Source organism: Actinoplanes sichuanensis, assembly GCF_033097365.1.
GTDB lineage: Bacteria > Actinomycetota > Actinomycetes > Mycobacteriales > Micromonosporaceae > Actinoplanes > Actinoplanes sichuanensis.
The window spans coordinates 9175413-9191950 of record NZ_AP028461.1 but is presented as its reverse complement, the minus strand read 5'-3'; the positions used below and the strand labels follow the sequence as shown (position 1 = coordinate 9191950).

The following is a 16538-nucleotide window of genomic DNA, read 5'->3' as shown; positions in this document are numbered from 1 at the left end:
CCGGCCTTCGATCCGGTCACGCTCCGTGCCGCTCGCGGCGGCGTTGGATGGCGGCCAGGACCTCGGCGTGTGCCTGCTCGATCAGCTTGGGGTCGATGTCCGGATCGGCCTCCGGCTCGACGCGGCAGGAGTCGAGCCACGCGTGGAAGCGGCCCTTGGGGATGACCCACCGGCCGCCCAGCTTGATCGCGGGAATCTCACCCGACCGAATCAGGGCATAGGTGCCGCCGAGCGCGAGCGAGAGCATCTCGGCGACTTCCTTGACGGTGTAGACCACGCGGCCGACCGGGGCGGGAGCGCCGGGCAGGGCAGGTGCCTCGGCGGCCGTGGTGCGCGGAGCGAGGTTATAGATGCGGGCGTTCAGTTTGCTGCCTCCGATGTGGGATGTTGTGACGCGGCATTGACTAGCCGCAGCGTGCGGCTCGGTAGACAGGAGGTGCACTGTGCGGCTGGAGGAGCTACAGGCCGGTGACCGCTTCGAAATCTGGAATGGTCCACGAGTGCAATGGCGCGGCCAGATTGGCCACCCGGAGTACGGCACGACACACGCGACCTTGGAACCTGACGGTGCGGTCCATCCGATTGCGGATCTTCAGGCTGACTGCGACCTGCGCAAACTCCGGATCCAGAGGCTCTAGGTAGCTGAAGCGAGGCGATGGCAGGCGCCGCAGAGGCCGTAGGCGAAGAGGATCGGGCCGACCTGGGCAATGCCGGGCCAGATCGGCTCACACGGTCTGCGGCACCGGTCGCACGTATTGTCTTCGGCCGCGTCCGGCGTCGCGAGGTGCCGACAGCCGGTGCAGACCAGCAGGCCGGGTGTCCACGCGAACGCGCAGACGACGCGCGGTGCGGGGCCGATGTGCGGGCAGATGCGGCCTCGGCCGGAGCGCAACGCCTCGGCGTGGTGGTTGAACAGGTCAGCGAGCCACCCGGGTGTGGCGGGGTCGTGGGTGTATCGCAGGTGCGGGAGGTGCCCGGCGCGGCGGAGTCGGGCGTTCGCGTCGGCGCTGGCGGCCTTGAGCTGGTCGGTCAGGGCGGTCGGGTCGTTCATCGGGGTGAGTCCTCCAAGGGCCGGATCGGGCGGAGAGGCGCTGACAGCGTTGACACGTTGACAATCGCCACTCGCAGGGATATTTGCGCTGCTAGGTGGGGGTGTGTGGCTGTCAACGGGGGCGTTGACAGGGCGTTGACATCGTCGACAACCGGGTGGGTGTCAACGCCTGTCGACGGGGTGTCAACGCCCCCGTTGACGGCTCAATCGGTGTCTTGAACTGCGGAAAAGGCCGTGTCGAGGTCGTTTGTCAACGTGTCAACGGCTTTCGCGAGTTCCGCCGCGCGGGGGTGGGTCTCCCATCGGCCCTCGCGTTGGCGCACCCACCCGCGCTGGGCCAGAGCGTCGAGCGCGGCGGCGACGTCGGCGGACTTCGGCAACTGCCGGATCACCCGGCGATGCAACTCCCGGACCGTGAACGCGCTGATCTGCTTATCGACCAGCACGCCGAGCACGTACCGGGCCGGTCCGAGTGCCGTGTCCGCCACGATGGTGTTGCGGGCCGCTTTGTAGTGCGCGACCAGGAACCCGGTCAGCTTGACCGCGTCCGCCATCGTGTCCGCCTCGATCGGGTGTCGCCATCCGTCGCCCGGACGCCGCGCGACGTGCAGCAGTCCTGCAAGCCGGACCATGGTGCCGCCCAGCTTGTTCGCCCAGTCCGGCACGTCGCGAAGCGTGCCACCCGGCCGTAGTTGCCGCTCGACCTCAGCGGCGGCGGCCGACCGGATCGGCGCGGCCTCCGGCGTCAAGGTGATGACGGCCGGGTCGGTCCACTCGGCGAGCGTGGCGGCCAGGTCGTGAACCTGGGTGGCGTACCGGTGCCGGACGTCGTCCGGGATCGGGTCTGGGTCCGTCTCGCGCCACCCGGCGAGACTGGCCGGAAGCACGAAGAGGAACCGGGCAACCAGACCACGTCCGGCCAGGTCGTCGTTACCGCCGAACTTGCGCAGCACCGACGGTTGGATCATCACCCCGACCGTCAGTGCCGGACGCGCGATGTACTCCGCCGCGCGGCCCTTGCGGTCGACACGGATCGGGCGGCCGACGTGCCCCTTGAGGTAGGGGTCGAGGTTCGGTGCCGACGAATACCGTCCAGCCAGCATGTCGAACACGCCGCCCTCATCGCTGATCACGGCCATCCGGCCGCCGTTGGCGGCCATCAGCGATACCAACTGTTCCGGGGTGGCGTCATCGGCGAACAGCCGTGGCAGCTCCGGCACGGTGATCGCCTCGGCCGCCACCGACGCGGCCAGCGCCTCGGCGGTTGCGTCGTCGCGCTTGGCCGGATCGGCCTTCGCCGCAAGGGCTTTCGCGTGTTCGGCCTGTCGGGTCGCGATGTCCTTGAGCGCGGCGGCCTCGGCGATCCTCGCCTCGGTCTTCGCTCCCAAGGTCTTCTCGGCCGACTCCAGCGGGTCGGTCAAGGCACCGTGCACCGGGCTCTTACGCTCGCCCGGATCGGCGACCACCGCGAGAAACAGGTTCACCTGCTCCCGCCACCCCGGACGCGCCTCGATCTCCAGACGTCCGCCCGCACAAGCGGACAGCACGGCCAGGGCGACTCCGCCGGCCATCGCCACATCGGTCTGAGTGAACCGGGCCGTAGCGGTGACCATGTCGGCCAACCAGCCGGGGAACACATCGACCGGGAACGGTGGCAACGCCAGCGTCTGGGAAAGCGGAACCGGGATCTCCCACATCGGACCGTCGCCGGAGCCGGAGGATGCCGGGCCGGACGCCGTCCGTCCGTTGACGCTCGTGACGGTCATGCGGACCTCCGAGCGGTGCGCGGGTTGAGCTGTCCGGCGGTCAGTCCGGACCCGATCGTCCGGGCCGCTTCCCGGGGGCCGAGTCCGCAGGCTGCGGCAGCGGCGGCGAGTGCTTCGGCCGCGTCGTCATAGCCGAGGTGTCCGACGGCAACGAGCTGGCCGAGGTTGAACGCGGCTCGGTTCAACCGGTTGTTGCGGCCGGAGTCGGCGGACATCGCGGCCAGAGCGTCGCACTCGGCCCGTAGGGCGGCCTCGGCGTACGGGCGGGTCTGGTTCGCGTGCCACGCCCGCGCGGGGGTGGCACGCAAAGGTCGCGGTTGCAGCGCCTCGCGCAGACCCACCGGAGCCGGAGGGAACGCCACCCGCGTGCCCGGGTCTGCGACCGGGCTGACCAGCGGCACGGCCAACCACTCGTACGGGTCGCCGGACGAGTGGCCGGACGGTGGGAGGACCACGTACCCGCCGCGTCCGCGCCAGTCGCACCCGGGCAGGAACTTCGCCCGGTTGCCGTGTCCGGTCGGGTACACGAACACATGCGTCCCGCCGGACCCCGTCCGCGTCGACGGCCAGGACGCGGCCAGGTCGCCGAGGTAGTCCGCCAGCAGGTCGCAGGCGGAAGCCGCGGGAAGGTCGATGTCCCACACGTCGAACAGGTGACCGGTCGCCGCGCCGACGTTGGCGTCCGGCCACCAGCGCCACCACTGTGCCACCCGCCCGAGGTCGGCGGACGCGTCGTGTACGCCCTTCGGCAGGCGTGGGTGTTTGCCGGGCCGGTCGCATTCTGGCCGGTCGCAAGCGCACCCGCCATCGGCTCGGATCTCGTACAACGGCAGTACCGGAACCCCGTTCCTGGCGTACGCCAGCGCGGCGGACGCTCGGCGTGAGCGCGGCGATCCGGGGTGAGTCCCACCGTGCTCACGCATCGGTGGTGAGGCCGCCGTCAGGCGGTCCCTCATGGGGTTGATCGGGATCGTCATCAGCTCTCCTGACTATTTCGATCGGAGAAGCAGGGAATGAGGCATGCAAGCTGCCGTTTGCGCAGCGTGCGTGCCGGTTGGTGACGCGTCGATGACGCGTCGGGTTGCGCCCCGTTGGCAGGGGGAGGCGCGGCCCCGGATGGAGTTGTCAGAGAACATGCGCAGAGCGCGAACGCCCGCAGGGTGGTGCGAGGTGTGCTGGTGAATCAGGCAACCCGAGCAAGCTCGCGACGGGCACCGATCGAGCGCGACGCGGCCCGGGGCTGGGTAGCCGGAGCGAGTCCGAACGCAGCCTCGATCCGCGACGCGCACAGCGCCTTGTAGGCGATGACGTCGGCATCGGCAAATCGGCCGTTGCGCTCGTGGAACACCGTCTCGTGAACGGCCGTCATGCCGTACGCGGCCAGCGCGTACGCCACCTCATGCCGTACCTGCTCGATCGTCATCGAAGCGACCTGCTCGGCGTCGATCTCGGCCAGCAGCAGCGCGGCGACCAGGTCCTCACGCGACAGAGTGACGACCGGGGCGAGGCTCACGACCGCCGGGCCGGTCACCTCGAAGTCGCCAGGGTGACACGCGATCGACAGAGGCGGAACCGAGGCGGTAGAGATAGCCTTGACCTGCATCTTTGTACTCCAATCACAGGGGAGGACGGGATGTCTGGCGTCGATCGGGGTGGCCGCCCCGACCGACGCCGTTCTTAGGAGCAAAGTACTAACTAAGTTAGTACTTTGCAACCCGGTTGTTCGTCGCGCCCTGTCGGTCGCTGTCATCCGTTGTCGCTTATGGATCTAGCTTGATGCCCGTTAGCGGAAAAGATCAGGGGACGGCAGGGGACTCGGGGGACTCGTCCCCTCGCGATCCCCCGCTACGATTCCGTGATCATGCGGATTGCTGATCAACGATGGCGGGTTGTCGGATCATGATGGACGGAACCGACCTCGTCAGGCTTTGTGACCAGCAGGGGTGGAGCCGCGCCCGGCTCATGCTCGAACTCCGCAACGCCGCGCGCAGCAGGAATCGCGGACTACTCCCGGATGACCCGAGTCTGAAGAGGATGATCCGCGAGTGGGCGCACGGCCGACGCGGCCTCGGGCCTTACCCCCGGAACTTGGACACGGGGTTTATGCGGCTTGTGTGATGGTAGCTGATCTTTCTTGGGTCCGCTCGTAGGTGATCGGGGGCTGTTGTCCGAGGCGGGAATGGCGGCGGACGGTGTTGTAGCGGTGTAGCCAGCGGAACGAGGTCAGGCGGGCGTCGCGTTCGTCGGTGAACGCGCGGCGGCCTTGCAGGGTTTCGCGTTTGAAGGTGGCGTTGAACGACTCGGCGAGGGCGTTGTCGGCCGAGCTGCCGACCTTGCTCATCGACTGCCGGACCCCGGCCGCCGCGCAGACGGCAGCGAAGGCCTTCGATGTGTACTGGGCGGATTCAAGTGGTCGTCGCAACACCCTGATCGAGGGGTGTGTCATGGGAAGACCTCCGGGCTGGACAACGGCGATGACGGGCAGGCCGGCGTTGCGGTCGCCGGGCCGTCCGGGCGTGAACGAGCACCGGGAGGTGCGGCGGCAGTTCTGGCTGCGGATCGCTGAAGGGCTGTCGAGTGAGGAGGCTGCCGCGGCGTGCGGTGTGTCGCAGCCCGTAGGCGGGCGCTGGTTTCGCCAGGGTGGCGGTATGCCACCTTTGTCGCTCGCGCCGCTGTCGGGCCGGTATCTGTCCTTCGCTGAGCGTGAGGAGATCGCCCTGCTCAAAGCGCAGGACAAGGGCGTGCGCGAGATCAGCCGGGCGGTGGGCCGTGACGCGTCGACGATCTCGCGGGAGCTGCGCCGCAACGCGGCGACCAGGGGTGGTCGCATCGACTACCGTGCGGTGAATGCGCAGTGGCACGCCGAGCGGCGTGGCCGCCGCCCGAAGGTTGCGAAGCTGGCGGTCAACGAGCGGCTTCGTGACTACGTGCAGGAACGGCTCGCCGGGGCGATCACCGATGGTGAGGGCCGGCCGATCCCCGGCCCGAACGTCCCGTGGAAAGGCCGCCGGCATGGCCGTCGCGCGGATCGGCGCTGGGGAACGGCATGGAGCCCGGAGCAGATCAGCCGCCGGCTTCGGCGGGACTTCCCGGATGATGAGTCGATGCGAATCTCGCACGAGGCGATCTACCAGGCACTGTACGTCCAAGGACGAGGCGCGTTGCGTCGGGAGCTGACGGCGTGCTTGCGGACCGGCCGGGCGTTGCGGGCGCCGAGAGCACGCACACGCCGCCGCGGGAAGCACTTCGTCAGCCCCGAGGTCATGATCAGCCAGCGGCCGCCGGAGGTCGCCGATCGGGCGATTCCCGGGCACTGGGAGGGCGATCTGATCATCGGCCTCGAGAAGTCCGCGATCGGCACGCTGGTCGAGCGGACCACACGGTTCACGATGCTGCTGCATCTTCCCCGGATGGAAGGACATGGTCAGCAGCCTGTCGTGAAGAACGGTCCACCGCTGGCCGGGCACGGCGCCGAGGCCGTGCGCGACGCGATCGCGGAGCAGATCCTCACCCTGCCCGAGCAACTGCGACGCTCGTTGACCTGGGACCAAGGGGCCGAGATGGCCCAGCATGTCCAACTGCGACTGGACACCGGCCTCGACGTCTACTTCTGCGACCCGCACAGTCCTTGGCAACGCGGAACGAACGAGAACACCAACGGCCTGCTGCGCCAGTACTTCCCGAAGGGGACCGACCTATCACGACACACCGTCAGCGACCTCAACGCCATCGCCGCCGCACTCAACGGCCGACCGCGCAAAATGCTGGAATGGAAAACTCCTGCTGAAGCCTTCGAGGAGCATCTAAGATCGCTCCAGAGAGCCAGTGTTGCAACGACTCCTTGAACCTAAGCTGGGCCCCGTGGTCGCTGTGGAAGATCGCCCCGGCCAGGCTGCCGCGGGTGCGCTGGGCGGCGGTGAGGGCGTCGATGATCAGGTCGGTGCGCATGTGGTCGGCGATCGCCCAGCCGGCGAGGCGGCGTGAGTGCAGGTCGATGACGGTGGCCAGGTAGAGGAACCCGCGCTCACCGACCGGCAGATACGTGATGTCACCGACGTAGCGCTGGTTGACCGCCGGGGCGGTGAAGTCCCGGCCGATCAGGTCCGGGGCCTTGGCCGCGGCCGGATCGCTGATCGTGGTGCGGGTCCGGCGGCGCAGCCGTAGCCCTTGTGCACCGATCGAGCGCATGACCCGTTCGACGCGTTTGTGGTTGACCAGCGTGCCACGGTCTCGCAGTTCGGCGGTGATCCGCGGCGCCCCGTAGGTGTTGTCGGCCGCGTGGACCTTACGGATCTGCCGGGCCAGGACGGTGTCGGCGGCCTGCCGGGCTGCCCGGGCAGGCGCGGTCGACGTCCAGTAGTAGTAGCTCGATCGGGCCACGCCCAGGATCTGACACAACCGCTTCACGCCGTAGCGCTGCTGGTGGTCGGCAACGAACTGGAAGCGGTTCACCAGCGCGTCTCCCCGGCGAAATACCGGGCCGCCTTGCGTAGGATGTCGCGTTCCTCCTCCAGTTCCCGGACCCGCCGGCGCAGTTCGGCGTTCTCCGCCTCGACCGAGCCCGGCTCCGGCGTGGCCGCCGCGGGCCGGCCGACGCGACCACCGCCGCGGCGCTGATCGTCGGCGCGGACCCAGCTCCGCAGCGTCTCCCGGTTGATCCCGAGATCGGCGGCGATCACCGCGATCGTGGCGCCTGGCCGAGACCGGTACAACGCCACCGCGTCGGCCTTGAACTGTGCGGGATAGTGCTTGTTCGCCATGCTGTTCCAGGACTCCTGATCTACCCGGACCTCACGATCCAAGGTTCAAGTGTCCAAGATCAAGGGGGAAGGCCCCTCTCCGCCGACTACGCCGAACTGTTCGCCGAGGTGTTCGGTGTGCCGTTCGCGGTCGGCAAGGGCGTGGCAGCGTCGCCGGTCTCGCTTCCGCCTGCCGAGGCCGACCTCGCGGCGAGGCTCGCGGCAGCCGAGGCGCTTGACGCGTCCCTGGTCAGTCTGCTTGAGGCGCAGACGCAATCGTTCCGGACGCTCGATCGGCAGCTCGGGGCCGCGCGGCTCTTGCAGCAGACCGAAGCGCATATCGGGCAGATGGCTGATTTGTGGCGGTATGCACTACCGGGGCCGCACCGGACGGCGCTTGCGGCAGCGCTCGCCGAGGGTGCCGCGTTGGCCGGATGGCAGGCGCTCGACCTGGGTGACCCTGGCAAGGCCTGGGCGTTGCACGAAACCGCCAAAGCAGCCGCTCGGGACAGCGAAGATCCGTCGATCGTTGCCCATGTGACAGCGCAGCAGGCATACGCCCTGCTCGACCTCGATAGACCAGCCAGCGCGGTAGCACTTATTCAGCACGCTCGGCGTACAGCCGACGGGAAGGTGCCGGGCCAACTCCGCTCGTGGTTATGGGCGGCCGAGGCGGAGGCGCTCGCGGCGGCCGGCGCGGCTACCGAGGCCCAAACCGCGCTCGACAACGCGAGCGAGGTTCTGGCGGCTCACGGCAAGGACGACAGCTTGCCGTTCCTGTTCCTGGACGAGGTGCACTTGGCTCGCTGGCGAGGACACTGCCTTGCCCGCCTCGGCAAGGCTGCCGCAGTGCAGGAGCTGACGGACGCGGTGAACCAGCTGGACCCGACGTTCACGCGGGCCGCCGCAGGGCTACGCGTCGATCTCGCGCAGGCGTATTCGGTCCGGGGCCAGCACGAGGAAGCACGCACCGAGGCTCGCGCGGCCGAGGTGCTGGCCACACGAGCCTCATCGGAACGTCAACGACGCCGTATCGCCAAGCTGCTCAGGAGCGGTATGGAGCCTTCGGGCCGCTGATCGCCAGCACGTGCAGCAGGGCGACCAGCGTTCCAGAGTTGCTGACCTGCCCCTGAGCGATCAGGGCCGGAACCTGGGTCAGCGGCACCCACTCCATGCGTTGCATCTCGGTCTTCTCGGTGGGCTCACCGATCCGCTCCGCGCCTCGCGCGATGAAGACGTGGTGCGGGGTGCTGACCATGCCGATCATCGGCTCGAACGTCACCAGGTGCTCGATGCTCCGGGGCCGGTACCCGGTCTCCTCCTCGATCTCGCGTGCCGCCGTCTGCGCGGGCTCCTCGTCCGCGTCGACCAGGCCGCCGGGCAACTCCCAGTTCCACAGGTCGGGCACGAACCGGTGTCGCCACATCAGGAGCACGTGCGTCAGGGCGTCGTTCAGAACCGCCGTCATGGCGGCGGTCGGCATCCACACCGTGTGGTGCTCGAAGCGCTGGCCGTCCGGCAGTTCAACATCGGTCATGTAGAGCTTGATCCACTCGCTGTCGTACAACGGTCGACGACCGTGTGTGACCCACCGGCTGAGATCGTCCGGCTCGGGTGCCGGAACGGGTGCCAGTTCGGCCTTGCTTCCGCGCGGCCGGCCACCGACGCCAACCCGGTCACGGGAGCCGTGCCAGTCGATGATCCGAGCCGGTTTCCACAGGTGCGTGCGGGTGCCGATGGTCTTGTCAGGCTCGGGCATCTGCCCGCGACGCCGGTAGCTGCTGACGGCGGCAACCGCGATGCCGAGGTACGCCGCAACATCCTTCGTCGTCCACCACTCAGCCTCAGGGTCCGGCCGCGTTGTCGTCGTCACCAAGTGATTCTCTCTGATCGTTGGGACAGAGTCCCAGCCTCAACGGATGCCTCATCAAGGCATCCCCACCGGCGGAGAGTCCATCGATGGCGATGTGCTCGATGGACTCTGTAGCTGAATGGACGCGATGGGACGAGGTGCAACACCCCGCAACGTCGAGGCCAGGGACCGGCGCTGCGAAGATTTACATAGACGAGTCGGTGTAGCACAGCGGGTGTTGCGCGCGAGGCCTTGTTACGGCGTATTCCCAACTCGCAGCGAACGGTGATCTTGGCGAAGCTGTAACTTTTGAAACTGCAAGAGCGGCGCTAGATGAAATGTGAGACATTATGATACATGAGGGAATTTTCTGGACAGAAGTGGACGACACCAAGAAGATCCCGGGCGAGTTGGATCTTTCCAAGCGATGGCCAAAGGTAGTGGTAAGGGGTGAGATCTTTCCCCTATTTTCCAGCGTTCTTAATCCCGGTGTTATTTATGGTGAAGTAGAGAAACTTGGAACGGTCACACTCCTGGATTCGACGGTTACCCACGAAGTTTTTTCGACCAGCGGAAATATGCAGACGATCGCTCCGAGGTATGTACTTTCCGGAAGGGGTGTTCTTGCTGAATCTGGTGATTCGTACGCCGCTGTTCGCGTGGAACTCACCGGTCTTGAAAGTTGGGTAGAAATTCCGGAATTCTCTATCGCTTTGACCGGTCAATATGTGTCGGTTGAGGGAAGGGTTCCTAACCCTGAGTCTGTAGAGATAGGTGAAGGATTCGGAAATATTTCGCTCTTCGCTACGCACGGGACGGCCGACTCTAGCCCGATTTCAGTTCGAGCATGGCGGGCGGTCTCGCTTTGTGTGTCGGACGCTAGTCCATCATCGCTGGATGAAGTTGTTGACTCATACGTCGAACCGCTCCGTACGATTGTGAGTATCTGCGTAGATGCTCGTGTCAATGTGCGTGCGGTGTATGTGCAGCCCTCGGATATGCCTGGCAGATGGATGCGCGTATTTGGTCCAAGAGTTTGGGATGAGATTGGGAGCGAAACCTCTCTGGCGGAGCCACTTTTTAAATTCAAGGATATTGGGCTAGCGGGACTTGCGGGCTGGATTAAGCTGAATCCCACGATTTCGCCACTTGGTGAACTGGTTGTGGACGCTAAGTTTTCTTCGGCCGCTACTCCTAGCTCTGGAGTTCTTTTTCAGTTGGCGTCCGCAATTGAAGGACTGCATCGGCGACTTTATGATGATCGTGCCCGTATTGATCGTGGGCTGGCAAAGACTATAAGGCGTAGCGCTAGGAAAATCTTTGCTCGGTTTGGCCCAGAGGTCGTCAATGTACTCAATGATAGCCTGGCCTTCCTTTCTCAGGTGACGTATCACCAGAGGCTAGAGCGAATAATCTCAGAGATGCATGAGATTAATGCGGATATCTTCGGCAGGCGCGTTGATTTGTGGATAAAGAGCGTAAAAGTGTCACGGAACAGGGTGGCTCATCAGCTTCATGAGGGTGAAGATCTATCGGATTCAGAAAAGCGGGTTCTGGCGGCTTCGCTCTACTGGGTTCTAATTTCACTTATGATTCGTGAATCGGGCATTAATCCTCAGAAGATTGCAGAGGCGTTTCGTGAGAATCTCGTGTTCCAGATATTCATGAGGCAGGCGCAAACCCGGATGCCGGAAATATATGCGAGCGAATCGGAGGATGCAGAATCTGTCTAATGGTCCTAGGTTTGGCTAGTGATGTCCGCCGGAGCGGGGTGGAGGTGGTAGATCGCGCTCTCGCCGGCACCATCGTCAGCGTCGGCGAGTGTGAGCCGATCGCTACATACCTGGCGCACGTAGCCCGGTCCCGACCCGGTGTCGATCCACACGTTTACCCACCCGTCAGTCGGCAGACGACGCGGACCGACCGTCAACACCGCCCGACGGGAGCGCGGGTTACGTACGGGGATCACCGGCTCTTGCGGGTCCGGCTGCGTTGTGGTCATCGCCGATTGACTCTCTCTGGTCATTGAGGATGGATTTCCTGGACTCTGAAAGGCGACAGGACCGTCGGATCGTTTGCCTCATGGCGAATCGCGGACCCATCCGATGAACCGTTCACGCAGATCCGCCGGTATATGGCCACGGGCGGCAAAGTCGTCGAACGCTTCCCACATGTGCAGGGCCAAGCGGACCAGCGCGGCCGCCGGAGTGGTGAGGTGTTCGTACAGAAGGTCAGACTTCGCGTTGGCGCACGGCCAACTCTGTCCGCACTTGCCGCAGTCCCACGATGGCCGCTCGGGAACGTGCTCTCCCGGCTGTTCGAGGATCGGCCGGGCCGTAATGATCAACTCGGTCGACATGACGGTGTTCCCGGAACGGGCTGTTCAGGAACGGTCGCGGTCGTCATCGAGCCGCAGTGTGGGCACCAGCGCTGTTTGACCTTGAAAAGGAAGAGTCCGACCGCGAAGCCGACCGCGAAGAACACGATTGCTGCGCCTAGCATTGATCCCCCCACCCGTGTGACATTCGATGTGGATCCACGATGCGTGCTGGTAGGGGCTGTTCTCTTCCCCTGCGTGGGGGTACCCATGATGGGGGTACCGGGTCGGTGGGGAGGGGGTGTACGAGTGACGGCGGACAGGTCGGCAACCGGTATTCCGGCGCACGTACTTGATCGGGCCGATGTTCGGGAAGCCCTTGCGCGACACGACTTCGGGCAGGTCTTCGCCCTGGTGAGGAAGTGGGCGGGAATCAGCTACTCCAAGATCGGCGAAGCGTGCGGAATCAAGCCCGAGCGTGTGGGCGCATTGGCGCGCGGGGTTGGCAGCATCACGTCGTATGAGAAGATCGCGCAAATCTCTGACGCGCTGCTCATCCCAGGTTGGATGATGGGTCTCGCCCCTCGCGTGTGGGAGTGCTTCCCTCATGGCGAAAGCCCGCAGCTACTTGCCGATGATCGATGGGATGGAGACAGTTCCGTGCACCGCAGAGACTTCCTCAAGGCTGCCACTGTCGGCACGGGGTTCGCGGTCGGTCTCCGGCTGGAAAACGGAAGATACCGCGTGGGTTCGCATTTTCCGGCTGTCCTGAGGAAGCGTACGGCGCGCCTCAGACGCCTTGACAATGTGCTCGGCGGTGGTGACACATTTCGTATCTACGCTGGTGAGTACAAGGCTACGAAAGCTCTCATCAAAGACGGGATGTATTCGGAGGCTACCGGCCGCGAACTGTTGTCGGTTCTGGCCGAGCAAGCCCAGCAGGCGGGGTGGGCCGCATTCGATGCTGGCGACCACGCCGAAGCCGGACGGCTCTATGAGGCAAGCCGCGCGGCGGCCGAGCAGGCCGGTGAGCCGCTGCTCGCGGGCAACGCGTTCGCGTTCCTTGCCTATCAGCGAATCCAGGCGGATCCGGCTGCCGCTGTCCAACTCGCCACCGCCTCATGCGAGGTGGCTGGCGTCGCCGCCGTCGGCTCGGCGGGTGCCCTGCTTCACGAACGTCGTGCCTGGGCACACGCCATCGCCGGTAACGCCAATGAGACTGCCCGAGCACTCGACGATGCTCAGCAGGCACTCGTGGCCGGCGGGCAGGAGCCGGACCCTGACTGGTCGGCCTGGGTCGACGAGAGCGAGCTACAGATCATGGCAGGACGTTGCTGGACGGAGTTGCGGCGACCGCTCCGGGCCGTACCTATCCTGAAGGCGGTTCTTGCCGATTTTGACGACGCATACGCTCGTGACAAGGCGCTCTATCTGTCGTGGCTGGCGGACTCGTATCTGAATGCCGGAGAGGTCGAGGAATCGGCCGTCACCGTCAGTCGGGCACTCGACCTCACGGCGGGAGTCGCCTCGGTTCGCCCTCGGCAGCAGCTTTCCCGAGTCCTTGGGGGACTAGCCGAATTCCGCACCGTTCCCGAGGTTGCGGAGGTTTTCGAGAAGTTGACGCCTAGCTGACTGCGTCACGCGTCGAGGCTCGAATCCACTCAAGACATTCCGTTGAACCAGCGAGAATCGGCGTTGCGATGATTTCGGGATTCTGCCACGGATGGTTTTTCATCAGATCGGATCGCAGGTCGTCAAACAGGTCGAACCGTGTCCGCAGGACAAGTCGCCATTCTTCGCCAGTCCCGAATTCGCCGAGGTGCCAGAACGCCGAAATGACTGGCCCGGTGATCTGTGCCCCGGCGGCAAGGCGGGACTCGACAGCCATCCGAGCGAGCGCGACCGCGGCCTCTCGGGTCTCGGTGGCCGTACTCACCTCGATGAACTCGGTTGCGTTGCCCGGATCAGGTCGTGCACTCGTGGTCATCCCGTCATTCTCGCTGATCGCCCTCGGGCTACCCGACCTGCTCGACGGGCTGTCTTACGCGCCTGCGGGGCTTGGCCTGTATGGACCGGCGTGCTGACCGGTCAGGCATCCACGACCACCCATTCGCGGCACTGCGCCGCGAGTGTCCGACTGGCAGCATGGCCGGATGCCCACACCGTCCACACCCGCCTTGCGTAAACGGTGGCGGTGGATCGCCGTCACCGGCACCGCCTTCGCCGTCACAGCCGCTGGCATCACGGTCGCGTCGGCGGCGACGACCAGCGTTCCGAACGTGCGGTTCACGAAGATCTACTACAACTCGCCCGGTACCGACTCCCGCTCCAACACAAGCCTGAACGCCGAATACGCACAGATCACCAACCGTGGCAAGACCACCGTCACGCTCACCGGCTGGACCATCCGCGACAAGACCGGCCACACCTACCGACTGTCCGGCACCCTGCCTGCCGGCCACTCCCGGATCATCCACACCGGCCGAGGCGTCGACGGGCGACCCAATGGGCACCGCTACTGGCAGTCCGGGAACTACATTTGGAACAACACCGGCGACACCGCCACCCTGCGCACCAACAAGAACACGGTGGTGCACACCTGCACGTGGGGCCGCACCGGCTCTCACACGCTGTGCGGTGGCCCGGCCCCAGCACCTACCAGAACGTCTGCGTCCCCGGCCAAGAGCACATCTCCGTCCCCGGCCCGGTCGTCGACGTCACCGACACCTGTCAGGTCGTCAAACTCACCGATTCCGGATCCGACGCCGACACCACCTTCCATGCCGCCGATCCCGACCGCGGAGTAGCCAGCCCCCTGCCCCGGCATCGGGTGGGCCGTCCTGACCCGTTGATGACGGCCCTCGCTTGCCGACGCGACGGGCTTTTGCGTATTCCGGGACCAGCGACGCATCGGGGGGCGGCTGACATTGCGGCAGTAGAGCAAGCGGCATAGCGTTCCGGGCCATGGCCAGATCACCTGAAGGACATACGTGGGACGGGTTCACCCCCGAACAGGGCAAACTGCTGGACTTCCTTGACCACCTGGGCAATAACGGTTGGGCGCGCAACAGCCAGTCCGAAGCATTGATGCCAAAGGTCTTGAAGGACTTCGCGGACGCTGGCGTACGCCTTGAACAGGTCAAAACCGCGATGGCCAGCATCGGCTACGACCGGAACGACCTTCACCAGCTCGACCGCTGGGAGTCCAAGCGCACCACAGGGCGGTTCGGCAAGTAGACCGCTTCCGGTCAAGGATCAGCTTGGTGGTGGCCAGCACAGCTCAGCCTTGAACCCACGTTTGGGACTTCTCACCCATAAGGTCCGGATCGTTACTCCGCTGAAGGAACGGTTCACGAGCCTCCGTGATCAACTCGGCATGCAAGGTGAACCTCACCAGCTTCACCCATCGGGAAGGCCTTGCGGACGGTTCGACCCGAACGTCAACCGTGGCCCGATACGGGACCGCCGCCAACTGGGAGTTGGGGACATTGCGCTGAAACTCCAGATACTTCTCTACAGACTTCCGGCCCTCTACCGCGAACGGCGAGGCAAAGGTGCGCCCGCCGTTCGCGGCGTCCGTATAGATCGCGGTCCGCAGCGCATGCCAGTACAGAACGATCTCACCCGAACCGTCGGCCATGTTTGCCGGGCGAAGCCGTAAGCGGGCATTGATGACCGCGAGCGGTGCCGGCCCAGTGTTGTGAATGACCAGCGGCAGGTTGACCAAGGTCTTGTCTTTGCCGTAGCTAGCGGCATAGGCCGACGGTCCGAAACTACGCAACCGTCCGCGGCGTACCTGGATCCACCAGAACGACGCCACGGTGAACAGCAGAGCCAGCACAGAGACTGCTATCGGCGGGGTGATCCAGGCGTTGGCAGCACCGAACAGCGGCATCGATGAAGTCATCGGCGGACCGTATCGTGACTGGCCATCGAGGACAGTCGACCGTCTAGCCGCTCTTGGGTGGTCTGCCGCGCCTATGCGGCAGCCGGAACGGCTTTAACTGGGCCGGCAACGCCTGCGGGTCTCTCACCAGCAGAGCCAGGCAGGCCACTCCGGCCGCATCCTCAACGAACTCAACTGGATCGTCCGCCAGCCGTCCGGCTGGGGCGGGCATCCGGCACGGCTTCTGACGCATCGTGCTTCCCCATTCCGACCTGCGGATACGCGGGTCAGATCGTCAGCGGAAAGTCAGCGGGATGCCCGGCAACGGACGACAACAGGCGACAGCGGATCATGGCGCGCGGCAGGTCAGCCTCATGCAGCAACCATGACCGGCAGGCCAAGATCACGGTGTAGCCGTCTCCCCCGACGGGGGTCGTTCCCTTTCAGGAGCCGGTCGCCTGTGACTGCGCGTCAGCCGCCTCGATCAGACCGAAGAAGTCGGAGAGGCCGGTCACCGTCAGCACCCGGCGGAACGTGTCGCTCGGATTGACGACCCGGAAGTCGATGCCTGAGGCGACCGCGGCCCGGTAACCCTCGATCAGCGCGCCCAGCCCGGTCGAGTCGATGAACGTGGCGTCCCGCAGATCCACCTCGATCGCCGGCGGCGACCAGTCCGTGACGGCGTCCCGGATACCGCGCGCGATCTCGTCACAGTTCGAGAAGTCGATCTCACCCGACACGGTGACGGTGACCGTGCCGTCGTCGGCGAGCGTCGTGCGGATCGAGTTCTCCATGCCCACTCCATCGCTTATTTACGAGCACACCAACTTACCCAATCCGATCTGAGACACACCCGCGCGTAGCAGATCAACACGGCGGGTGGCGGCTGTCCACGGCTCCACGTTGTCCACAGCCGGGTCGTATCGG

Annotated in this window: 17 protein-coding genes and 1 pseudogene; 6 read left to right on the top strand and 12 right to left on the bottom strand. The window is 65.5% G+C overall.

Features of this window, described 5'->3' with window-relative positions; genetic code table 11:
• Positions 1-16: 16 nt before the first annotated feature.
• The 6 genes from Q0Z83_RS42255 to Q0Z83_RS42230 form a co-directional block, all read right to left on the bottom strand.
• Positions 17-277, bottom strand: a complete 261-nt coding sequence (locus Q0Z83_RS42255; protein WP_317789047.1) for a helix-turn-helix domain-containing protein — start codon at positions 275-277, stop codon at positions 17-19.
• 357 nt (positions 278-634) lie between these two features.
• Positions 635-1051 carry a hypothetical protein gene (locus tag Q0Z83_RS42250; RefSeq protein WP_317789046.1) on the bottom strand — a complete coding sequence of 139 codons (417 nt, stop codon included), beginning with the start codon at positions 1049-1051 and terminating at the stop codon, positions 635-637.
• 203 nt (positions 1052-1254) lie between these two features.
• On the bottom strand, positions 1255-2817 hold the full coding sequence (locus tag Q0Z83_RS42245) for a YfjI family protein (RefSeq protein WP_317789045.1): 1563 nt from the start codon (positions 2815-2817) through the stop codon (positions 1255-1257).
• Positions 2814-3740, bottom strand: a complete 927-nt coding sequence (locus Q0Z83_RS42240) for a bifunctional DNA primase/polymerase (RefSeq protein WP_317797273.1) — start codon at positions 3738-3740, stop codon at positions 2814-2816. The genes Q0Z83_RS42245 and Q0Z83_RS42240 overlap by 4 nt, the downstream gene beginning before the upstream one ends.
• 260 nt (positions 3741-4000) lie before the next feature.
• Complete coding sequence (locus Q0Z83_RS42235; protein ID WP_317789044.1) at positions 4001-4348, bottom strand: hypothetical protein; 348 nt, start codon at positions 4346-4348, stop codon at positions 4001-4003.
• Positions 4349-4918: 570 nt separating this feature from the next.
• Complete coding sequence (locus Q0Z83_RS42230; protein ID WP_396349891.1) at positions 4919-5158, bottom strand: integrase core domain-containing protein; 240 nt, start codon at positions 5156-5158, stop codon at positions 4919-4921.
• A gap of 103 nt (positions 5159-5261) precedes the next feature.
• Between Q0Z83_RS42230 and Q0Z83_RS42225 the strand changes: the two genes are divergently transcribed.
• Positions 5262-6662: an IS30 family transposase gene (locus Q0Z83_RS42225; protein ID WP_317789043.1), complete on the top strand. Its 1401-nt coding sequence runs from the start codon at positions 5262-5264 to the stop codon at positions 6660-6662.
• Positions 6663-6669: 7 nt separating this feature from the next.
• Here Q0Z83_RS42225 and Q0Z83_RS42220 read toward each other — a convergent pair.
• Positions 6670-7577 (bottom strand): annotated as a pseudogene (locus Q0Z83_RS42220) (IS3 family transposase); the annotation flags it as partial.
• A gap of 117 nt (positions 7578-7694) precedes the next feature.
• On the opposite strand from Q0Z83_RS42220, the gene Q0Z83_RS42215 reads away from it, so the two are divergent.
• Positions 7695-8633: an XRE family transcriptional regulator gene (locus tag Q0Z83_RS42215; protein ID WP_317789042.1), complete on the top strand. Its 939-nt coding sequence runs from the start codon at positions 7695-7697 to the stop codon at positions 8631-8633.
• Here Q0Z83_RS42215 and Q0Z83_RS42210 read toward each other — a convergent pair.
• On the bottom strand, positions 8602-9429 hold the full coding sequence (locus Q0Z83_RS42210) for an NUDIX hydrolase (protein ID WP_317789041.1): 828 nt from the start codon (positions 9427-9429) through the stop codon (positions 8602-8604). The two genes, Q0Z83_RS42215 and Q0Z83_RS42210, sit on opposite strands and share 32 nt — an antisense overlap.
• Before the next feature lie 329 nt (positions 9430-9758).
• On the opposite strand from Q0Z83_RS42210, the gene Q0Z83_RS42205 reads away from it, so the two are divergent.
• Positions 9759-11141 (top strand): ApeA N-terminal domain 1-containing protein, encoded by a 1383-nt coding sequence (locus Q0Z83_RS42205; protein WP_317789040.1) that lies wholly within the window; start codon positions 9759-9761, stop codon positions 11139-11141.
• Positions 11142-11488: 347 nt separating this feature from the next.
• Here the strand turns inward: Q0Z83_RS42205 and Q0Z83_RS42200 are convergent, their stop codons facing one another.
• Complete coding sequence (locus Q0Z83_RS42200) at positions 11489-11767, bottom strand: hypothetical protein (RefSeq protein ID WP_317789039.1); 279 nt, start codon at positions 11765-11767, stop codon at positions 11489-11491.
• Positions 11768-12034: 267 nt separating this feature from the next.
• Here Q0Z83_RS42200 and Q0Z83_RS42195 point away from each other — a divergent pair, with 267 nt between their 5' ends.
• Positions 12035-13357, top strand: a complete 1323-nt coding sequence (locus tag Q0Z83_RS42195) for a tetratricopeptide repeat protein (RefSeq protein ID WP_317789038.1) — start codon at positions 12035-12037, stop codon at positions 13355-13357.
• On the opposite strand, the gene cutA is transcribed toward Q0Z83_RS42195, so the two are convergent.
• Positions 13350-13712, bottom strand: a complete 363-nt coding sequence (gene cutA / locus Q0Z83_RS42190; RefSeq protein WP_317789037.1) for a divalent-cation tolerance protein CutA — start codon at positions 13710-13712, stop codon at positions 13350-13352. The two genes, Q0Z83_RS42195 and cutA, sit on opposite strands and share 8 nt — an antisense overlap.
• 166 nt (positions 13713-13878) lie before the next feature.
• Between cutA and Q0Z83_RS42185 the strand changes: the two genes are divergently transcribed.
• A complete protein-coding gene (locus tag Q0Z83_RS42185) occupies positions 13879-14532 on the top strand; it encodes a lamin tail domain-containing protein (RefSeq protein ID WP_317789036.1) in 654 nt (217 codons plus the stop codon).
• 157 nt (positions 14533-14689) lie between these two features.
• Positions 14690-14962 carry a hypothetical protein gene (locus Q0Z83_RS42180; RefSeq protein ID WP_317789035.1) on the top strand — a complete coding sequence of 91 codons (273 nt, stop codon included), beginning with the start codon at positions 14690-14692 and terminating at the stop codon, positions 14960-14962.
• A gap of 43 nt (positions 14963-15005) precedes the next feature.
• Here Q0Z83_RS42180 and Q0Z83_RS42175 read toward each other — a convergent pair whose 3' ends face one another.
• Both Q0Z83_RS42175 and Q0Z83_RS42170 read right to left on the bottom strand, forming a co-directional pair.
• The gene (locus tag Q0Z83_RS42175; protein WP_317789034.1) at positions 15006-15632 is read right to left on the bottom strand and encodes a hypothetical protein; all 627 of its coding nucleotides are present in this window, start codon (positions 15630-15632) and stop codon (positions 15006-15008) included.
• Between the two features lie 422 nt (positions 15633-16054).
• Entirely contained in the window at positions 16055-16405 is a 351-nt protein-coding gene (locus Q0Z83_RS42170; protein ID WP_317789033.1) for an STAS domain-containing protein, read from the bottom strand.
• Between the last annotated feature and the right edge of the window lie 133 nt (positions 16406-16538).